The sequence below is a fragment of the Sutterella seckii genome (genome assembly GCF_009183815.1).
GTDB lineage: Bacteria > Pseudomonadota > Gammaproteobacteria > Burkholderiales > Burkholderiaceae_F > Sutterella > Sutterella seckii.
Genome location: NZ_WEHX01000110.1, coordinates 1 through 6,943 on the forward strand (window position 1 = coordinate 1; position 6,943 = coordinate 6,943).

The window sequence follows — 6,943 nt, forward strand, 5'->3', positions numbered from 1 at the left end:
GCTGATAACCGGTTATTCCCCGCCGTTCCCATGCCTTGGAAGGGTATCACGCCACCGTAGCGGTCGGGCTACATGTCCACACTAAACGTCGAAAGGCCAGAAAACGAGTACCGAGACCATTAACGGGAAAAACTGCTTTCATTTTTATTATATAACTTATAGAACAAAGACATAAGTACGGCGGTTATGTACTTATCAATATTAGGAGATTTCTTTCTCATGAAATAGACAATCTTTTCTGTATGCTTCTTTCCATTGATGTCAGGGATAAACCCATTAGCTTTATTTTCGGCTAAGAGTTTAGTGAGAAAATCTACTTTCTCTTGGAACAGAGGCTTTGTTGAAATTTGAGGAATCTGCAATTTTTTATATTTTATCAGGGACAAATTTGGCTGAAGAGGAAGAATTATGCCATCGTATTTTGAATGCTTATTGTATGGAATCTTAGAATAATCAGGTAGAACGTTTTCGTATTGTGAATATGCAATTTCTTCACTAAATATTTTAGTTAAGTCAAAAGTAATTCTTGAAGTATCTCGAACCGCGTCTGGCAAGCAACGAGATGCCAAAAATAGATTCCGCGAAACCAGAGGCGAAAAATCAATTTGATTCAACTTATTAATTCTGGAACCAAAATGAAATGTATTTCTAAATTCAAGATAGTGACTGGCAAGTTTTTGCGACCATGTTCTACCCTGGAGATTTGAAAAAGTGTATGTTATATCAGCAAGATCTTTCTCTGTTATTTCTGAAAAGCTATTTGCTTTTAACATTGAAATAAGTTCATTCTCCGAATATTTTTCAGATTGGAACCTGATACCGATATTTTGATAAAAGTCGTAATAAACTTCGCCACAATATCCGCCAATTAGAGAAATAGCCTTATTCGAAAGAAACATATTCTCTCTAATATAGATATCAGGGATATTAATTTTATTGAAAAAATAATGGCTGAAATAATGGTCGAAATTGTTGCTTAAACTTGAATATAACAAGCTTTCTTCTTCAGGAAAACCAAAATGTCCACCAAATTTTTGAACTAAACCTGTAGAAATATATCTGTCTCTGCCAACGTCATTTGTAATTATTTGCACGTCGTTTATTTTGCCCATCGAGACCAATGCTGCATATAAAACACGCGAGTCTTTTCCACCAGTAACTGCCAAAAAAGAATTTCTATCAAAAGAGATGATTTTTGTTAGATTTTTAACAATATCATCGGCAGCGCGCAAAAGATAAGTGTGATATGTGGTCGAAGATTGCTCGCAAAATGGAACATCTTTTAAAGCATCAGTCTCTTCTTGAATTGAGTTCTGAGATGCGATGAGAAATTTGTTTTGCTGAAGCTTTCTTATACCGGAAAGAATTGTTTGGAAACTTGCAATTTGTTGAGAAAATGCATTCCAAAGCAAGAAAGGCGTCAGTGTGTAGTTGTTGTTGAGCGACAAATCACCAATTTCTTTTAATACAAGAAAAATGAGTTGAAGTCGATTGGCAATTAGTCCCTTCCCGAAGTAAATAGGAGAAAGTCCGAAAAGATCATTTCGTACAACAAAGGCTTTTTGTGTTATTTCTATTGATATAAAATTACCTGAGGCATCGAAATCTATATTATTCGAGATAATGGGCCCTTTAATTATTGATTTATCGGTATAACTAAATCCACTAAAAAGAATATCTCCTCTTGCCGGATTCTGAGTTATCTTATTATAAAATAGGTTTACCCCATTAAATTCGAAACAACGGAAATTGAGCGATTCGAGAAAAGATCGAATTCTTGAATTGTTTGTCGTATCGATCAAAAAATCCAAATTAGGCTCATTGCTTTCAAAAAATTTTTCGAAATTGATCATTTTAAAATTTCCTCAATAAAAGAAACAATTGGATTATCTTTATCTAGAAATTTGATACTTTCAAAGATTCTTTCTCTATTATTCTTCATGTTGTCTGCATACTTTGTCATTGCAGAACACTCTGAAATGGTCCTATGAATGGATGGTGCAGTAAGAGAAAAGCGTTCCGCTCGCTCAATAATTACAAAATCAGGTTTCTCGTGTGTTAGTACGTCTCGAATAATTGAACCTGCCGATCTAATACATACAACCCTCCTAAACGTTTTACAAAGGATTGGGTAAAAGAAGCGCGAAAAACTATCTCCAAAAAGAACGACTTTATATTTAGAACTTGCAGCTTCGTTATGGTAAACAGAAATGTGGCCATCCTGAGAGAGGAAGTTATCAAATATTTTATATTTTGAATCTTCCGGGTTCAAAATATATTCAAAATCAGATTTTAAATTCGGTAAAAATTTACTTCCAATATCACCAACTTTTTGTCCTGTTACGAATTTAAAATTCGTACCTTCTATAAGATCGGGGAATGCTTCCTTTAGTGCTATAAAGGCACCATAAAAGCTCCAGTGCGTGTCGGTTTTAGAGTAAGAACGCGAGTCTTTTTGAAGTGCTTGGGTTGGATCCACTACGATATTTGTGCTTCTATCCACCTTCTTTAATTGCAGCAGGATTTTGCTGTCAAATCCAGCATAGGGATAGAATTTATTAAAAACGGTTTCTTTACTCGGTGCAATGATAACTTTAAGATTTTTAATCTTTTTCGTTTCCGATAAGAATTGTGACCAACGTTCAATTTCTTCATTCGAAATAAAACGTTTACCTGAGTATTGCCCTAGAGAATCATTGCGATCATTAATTAAGAAGAGCCAGTCATCCTTTCCAAACATTACTGAAGGTATCTCTACTTTATTTAGCTTATAAAAATCGCCATCAAGTAAAATACCGTCCAATTGATTTAAATCTTCGTTTATCTCTATTATGGAATTGCAAATTTCTACTTCTACCAGTGTCTTATTTTTTACCAGAAAAGCAGAATTGATACTTCCAGAAAGTTGAATGCTTATTCTATAATTAAGGCTGTCTTTAACACGTAGGCGGAAGCAGTAATTTTTTATAGCATTTTTGCCATCTTGATTAATAAATGTATATTGAAAATTACGAGCTAAATAAGATTCACATATGGATAGGATATCGGCACACAACTGTTCGTCATATTGGTTTCTCAGGGCATTCTCCCTAAAATTCATAATTTCATTTAAATTATCTTTCTCAACGGCGAGAAACAACTCGTTGCATATTTCTTTCATGTTAAATCCCAATTTCTCTAATCATAGCAGTTCTAAATCTCTAGCAAGATTATTATCTAAATTACTCCTTGCATAAGAATAAAACGCTTTTTTCTCCTCCTCAGAACAGTTACTGAGTTCAAATTGCAAACTTTGTTTAGATCTCGCTAGAAAAGTCTGTCTCATTTCCTTAAAATTGCCCAATTTTTCCATATTATCTTTTAAACGCTTTATAGCTTCGAGAATATTTATAGCTTTCGACCCTCTATTGGAAGATATATTTTTGCCAGTGTTAGCACGATAGTAAAGAAGAACTTCTGGACAAAATGAAATAACCCTTGCCTTTGATATAGCCGTATATGTGAATGCGAAGTCGTTACAAGAGCTTAATTCTTGAAAAAGAATATTGTTTTTGTTTATAAGATCTCTTTTTATAAGTTTACCCCATGGGGAAGGCGGAACTACCGAAAAAAGATCGCTCAAATGGTCACGACTTTTAATTCGTTCATGAATTAAAAATTTACCGAGCGGCCTGAATTCCCATAATGTTTTACCACTACTGTTATCAAATTTTCTATAACCACAAACTGTAATATCGGCGTTAGTGGAAACGGCTTTAGAATACATAGATGAAAACATTTCTTTCTTATACAAATCGTCGGCATCTACAAAAGAGATAAACTTCCCACTCGCTTCTCGAATGCCAAGATTTCTTGCAGTAGCAGCTCCTTTTCCAGTATTTTTCAACAATTTAATACGATTATCTTTTGTTGCAAACTTATTTGCAATATTTATACTTTCATCTGTAGATCCATCATCGACAACTATCAATTCGAAGTCCCGAAAACTCTGATTCAAGAGCGATTTAAAGGTCTGCTCGATAAAGTCTCCAGCGTTGAATACCGGCATTACAATAGAGATTAATGCATTCATTTTTTGCTCCTTAAATCGGGAATGAAGTTTTCTAAATTTTCGATCGATTTCTCCGCAATCTTCATCACGTTTTCCGACAAAGACATTTGCATATCTAGATATCGTCTTCTATCCATTTCAATTGCACTACGGAGTGAATCAGTGAATGACGCACTATTTTTATAGATAACAGAATTATTTATGTCGAAATTATATTTCGCTGCAAAATACTCTTCGATTATGCATGGCTTTCTAAAGCCCCAACTCAAAAGGAAGGTGCCAGAAATTCCCTTTGAAGCATACCGTTCATGCTCTGGAATTGAAGTGTCAAGCAATGCCAAAAAGAAATCACTTTTTTCGATTTCAGAATACATCTCTTCGTAAGAAAGTTTTCCTAGAAAGCGAACTTGCTCACTAATCGATGGGGGTATCGAAATATCACCTTGCCTAGACACAACAACTATCTCGAAATCTTTTTTGTTTTCATTTACTAGTTCCTCTGCACTCTTTAGCAATAGTGAGAAATTTTTTCTTTTTTGATCTACATTGCCAATGACGATAAATCTCGTCTTATTATTTTTGGGATTTATCTTTATATTCCCGAAATAGGTTGGCGTAACGATAAATGGCTTTCTTCCTTTAAAAGTAAAATCACCGAGCATACAAACATGTCCTTCACCTTGATAGCTAGATGCATCAGGGTGATGGAGCATGAATATTTTTCTGTTTTCCGGATAATCGATCTTTGAAAAATAATCTGTCGCAAAACTCTTCTGATAATTAACCTTGTCGGAATTGAAATAAATAAATGAATATTTTTTTATTTTTTTACTATCCAATATTTCTAAAATCTTTCCACTTTCAATTGTTTTAATCCTTATCTTTCTGAACAAATATCTACTAAACGGATTGAGCTTGGATTCGTAATAAGACAAAAGAATATCAACGTTGTATCCGAGATCGACAAAATATCGTGCGATACCAGGAAGCAATTCAGAGTGAAAGTTATTAGTTTCTATCAAAAGAACTGTGTTATCGGGAATAGTCTCGAAGGGAAAGTTCTTTTCCTCCTTTTGATTATCCCTAGTTTTACTTGCGACGATCTTTTCAATCTTGTCTTTTAACTCATTTAGTTTGAAGATTTCGTATGGTAGGGGGCTTTCCCATTTTAGAAATAAAAAACGGTGCCGTACGCTATTATCTAGATATCTTTTATAGTAGATCGGTAGTCCACAGAAAAAAACGGTCAGGCGATCTTGTTGCGCTTTAAAACTAAATATCTTCATTTAATTTCTCCCATAGTTGTCTTCAAGGCGCACAATATCGCTTTCTTCTAAAACATTTCCAAACTGAACTTCAATAAATGTAACCGTTTCATTCGTCTTATTAATCATCCGATGCTTAATTTTTTTAGGGATGAATAACTGCTGGTTCTCCTTAGTCTCGATAGTTTTATCGCCTATAACAACTAAAGGAGATCCCTTCGTAATAATCCAATGTTCGTCTCTATGATTATGAAGTTGCAAAGATAAGGCTCCACCAGGATGTACTTCAATTCTTTTGACAAGAAAATTAGGTCCCTTTTCAATAATTTGATATGTTCCCCAAGGGCGGTAAACTTTTTCGAATTCAAGCATATCCGCAATTTCTTCTTGTTTTATTTTCTTTACATCTTGTACATTTTTCTTATTTACGATTAAAATCGTATTGTCTTTGGAAACAATAAACTGGTCTGAAATTCCAATTGCGGCTATGAAGTTTTTATTGGTTGAAATGGAAAGGTTTTCGCAATCGATCGTAATTCCTTTTCCTTCAATTTCATTGCCATTTTCTTGCGAAATTAGATTTTTTGTTTTCTTTAAATTGAAGAAAGAGGTAAGGCTTCCAATATCATCCCAGCCCATATCTGCTGGAATAACTAACAGTCTTTCGCTCTTTTCCATTATCGCTTTATCAATTGATATGTCCGGAAAATCCTTGTAATCAACGTAGATTTCATTGGAACGGATTTCGATTTGAATCTGATCTTTCTTTTGAACTAACTCAAAACAGTGTTTGCTTGCTTCTTCGTTGATTGTTTTGCAACTCATGCAAAATATCCCGGAATTCCAAAGTGCACCGGACTTAATTAACTCTTCAGCACGTTTAACCTTCGGTTTTTCCTCGAAACGACTTACTTTGCCATTATTATGAATAATGTACCCAAAACCATTTTCTGGGTATTTCGGTTTAATACCTAAAGTAATAATATTGCCTTTTTTAGCAAGATTTGCAGCCTCTAAAGCTGTTCGATTAAATTCTTTTTTATCTTTTATCCAATGATCTGCTGGTACAAATAGAACCACGGTATCAGCACCAAATTTTCTTTCTAAAATCGTGCTTGTAAATAAAATCGCCGCCGCAGTATTCTTGCCGTCCTTCTCAAAGATATATTCATCTACGAGAGAACTTTTAGTAAAATTTTTATATTTTTCGTTGCTGATACAAACAATTTTATCTGGATTTAAACTCTTAATTCTTTCTAACGTTTCAGAATAGAGAGTTATTCCATTATCTACTTCTATAAAAGGTTTGGGATGATAACGATTAGAAAAAGGCCAAAGTCGTGTGCCTTTACCTCCCGCAAGAATTGCCACTACAAACATCTTTCTCCCCCCTTATAAATCGACAGCTACCTTTGTAGCTACCGCAATCTGATAAACAATCGTCATCAGGTCCTTTGCCAAAAGCATCGACTTAACGTCTACCTTCGGCAAAACCAAAATCCGATCCCCTGCATTAATGCCGAGATGCTCGGCAAGCCCCACTTCCCCGTTCTGTTTCGCTACGAGAATGTGCTTTTCATCCCCGCGGTCGGACACACCGCCCGCCGCTGCCAAGTAATCGTCGAGC

Annotated in this window: 5 protein-coding genes and 1 pseudogene; all 6 read right to left on the bottom strand. The window is 34.9% G+C overall.

The annotated features are described in order from the left end of the window. Positions 1–119 precede the first annotated feature (119 nt). Positions 120–1,853 carry a hypothetical protein gene (locus tag GBM95_RS10505; protein WP_152159047.1) on the bottom strand — a complete coding sequence of 578 codons (1,734 nt, stop codon included), beginning with the start codon at positions 1,851–1,853 and terminating at the stop codon, positions 120–122. Next, complete coding sequence (locus GBM95_RS10510; protein ID WP_152159048.1) at positions 1,850–3,160, bottom strand: hypothetical protein; 1,311 nt, start codon at positions 3,158–3,160, stop codon at positions 1,850–1,852. Before GBM95_RS10510 ends, GBM95_RS10505 begins: the two co-directional genes overlap by 4 nt. Positions 3,161–3,181: 21 nt before the next feature. After that, positions 3,182–4,072, bottom strand: a complete 891-nt coding sequence (locus GBM95_RS10515) for a glycosyltransferase family 2 protein (RefSeq protein ID WP_152159049.1) — start codon at positions 4,070–4,072, stop codon at positions 3,182–3,184. Further along, the gene (locus GBM95_RS10520; protein WP_152159050.1) at positions 4,069–5,337 is read right to left on the bottom strand and encodes a glycosyltransferase family protein; all 1,269 of its coding nucleotides are present in this window, start codon (positions 5,335–5,337) and stop codon (positions 4,069–4,071) included. The genes GBM95_RS10515 and GBM95_RS10520 overlap by 4 nt, the downstream gene beginning before the upstream one ends. Beyond that, positions 5,338–6,687: a sugar phosphate nucleotidyltransferase gene (locus GBM95_RS10525; protein WP_193222670.1), complete on the bottom strand. Its 1,350-nt coding sequence runs from the start codon at positions 6,685–6,687 to the stop codon at positions 5,338–5,340. Between the two features lie 21 nt (positions 6,688–6,708). Further along, a pseudogene (locus GBM95_RS12380) lies at positions 6,709–6,943 on the bottom strand (polysialic acid transporter); the annotation flags it as partial.

Coding starts and splice junctions, on each gene's coding strand:
- GBM95_RS10510 (WP_152159048.1), bottom strand. CDS start 3,160: ATGAAAGAAATATGCAACGAGTTGTTTCTCGCCGTTGAGAAAGATAAT.
- GBM95_RS10520 (WP_152159050.1), bottom strand. CDS start 5,337: ATGAAGATATTTAGTTTTAAAGCGCAACAAGATCGCCTGACCGTTTTT.
- GBM95_RS10505 (WP_152159047.1), bottom strand. CDS start 1,853: ATGATCAATTTCGAAAAATTTTTTGAAAGCAATGAGCCTAATTTGGAT.
- GBM95_RS10515 (WP_152159049.1), bottom strand. CDS start 4,072: ATGAATGCATTAATCTCTATTGTAATGCCGGTATTCAACGCTGGAGAC.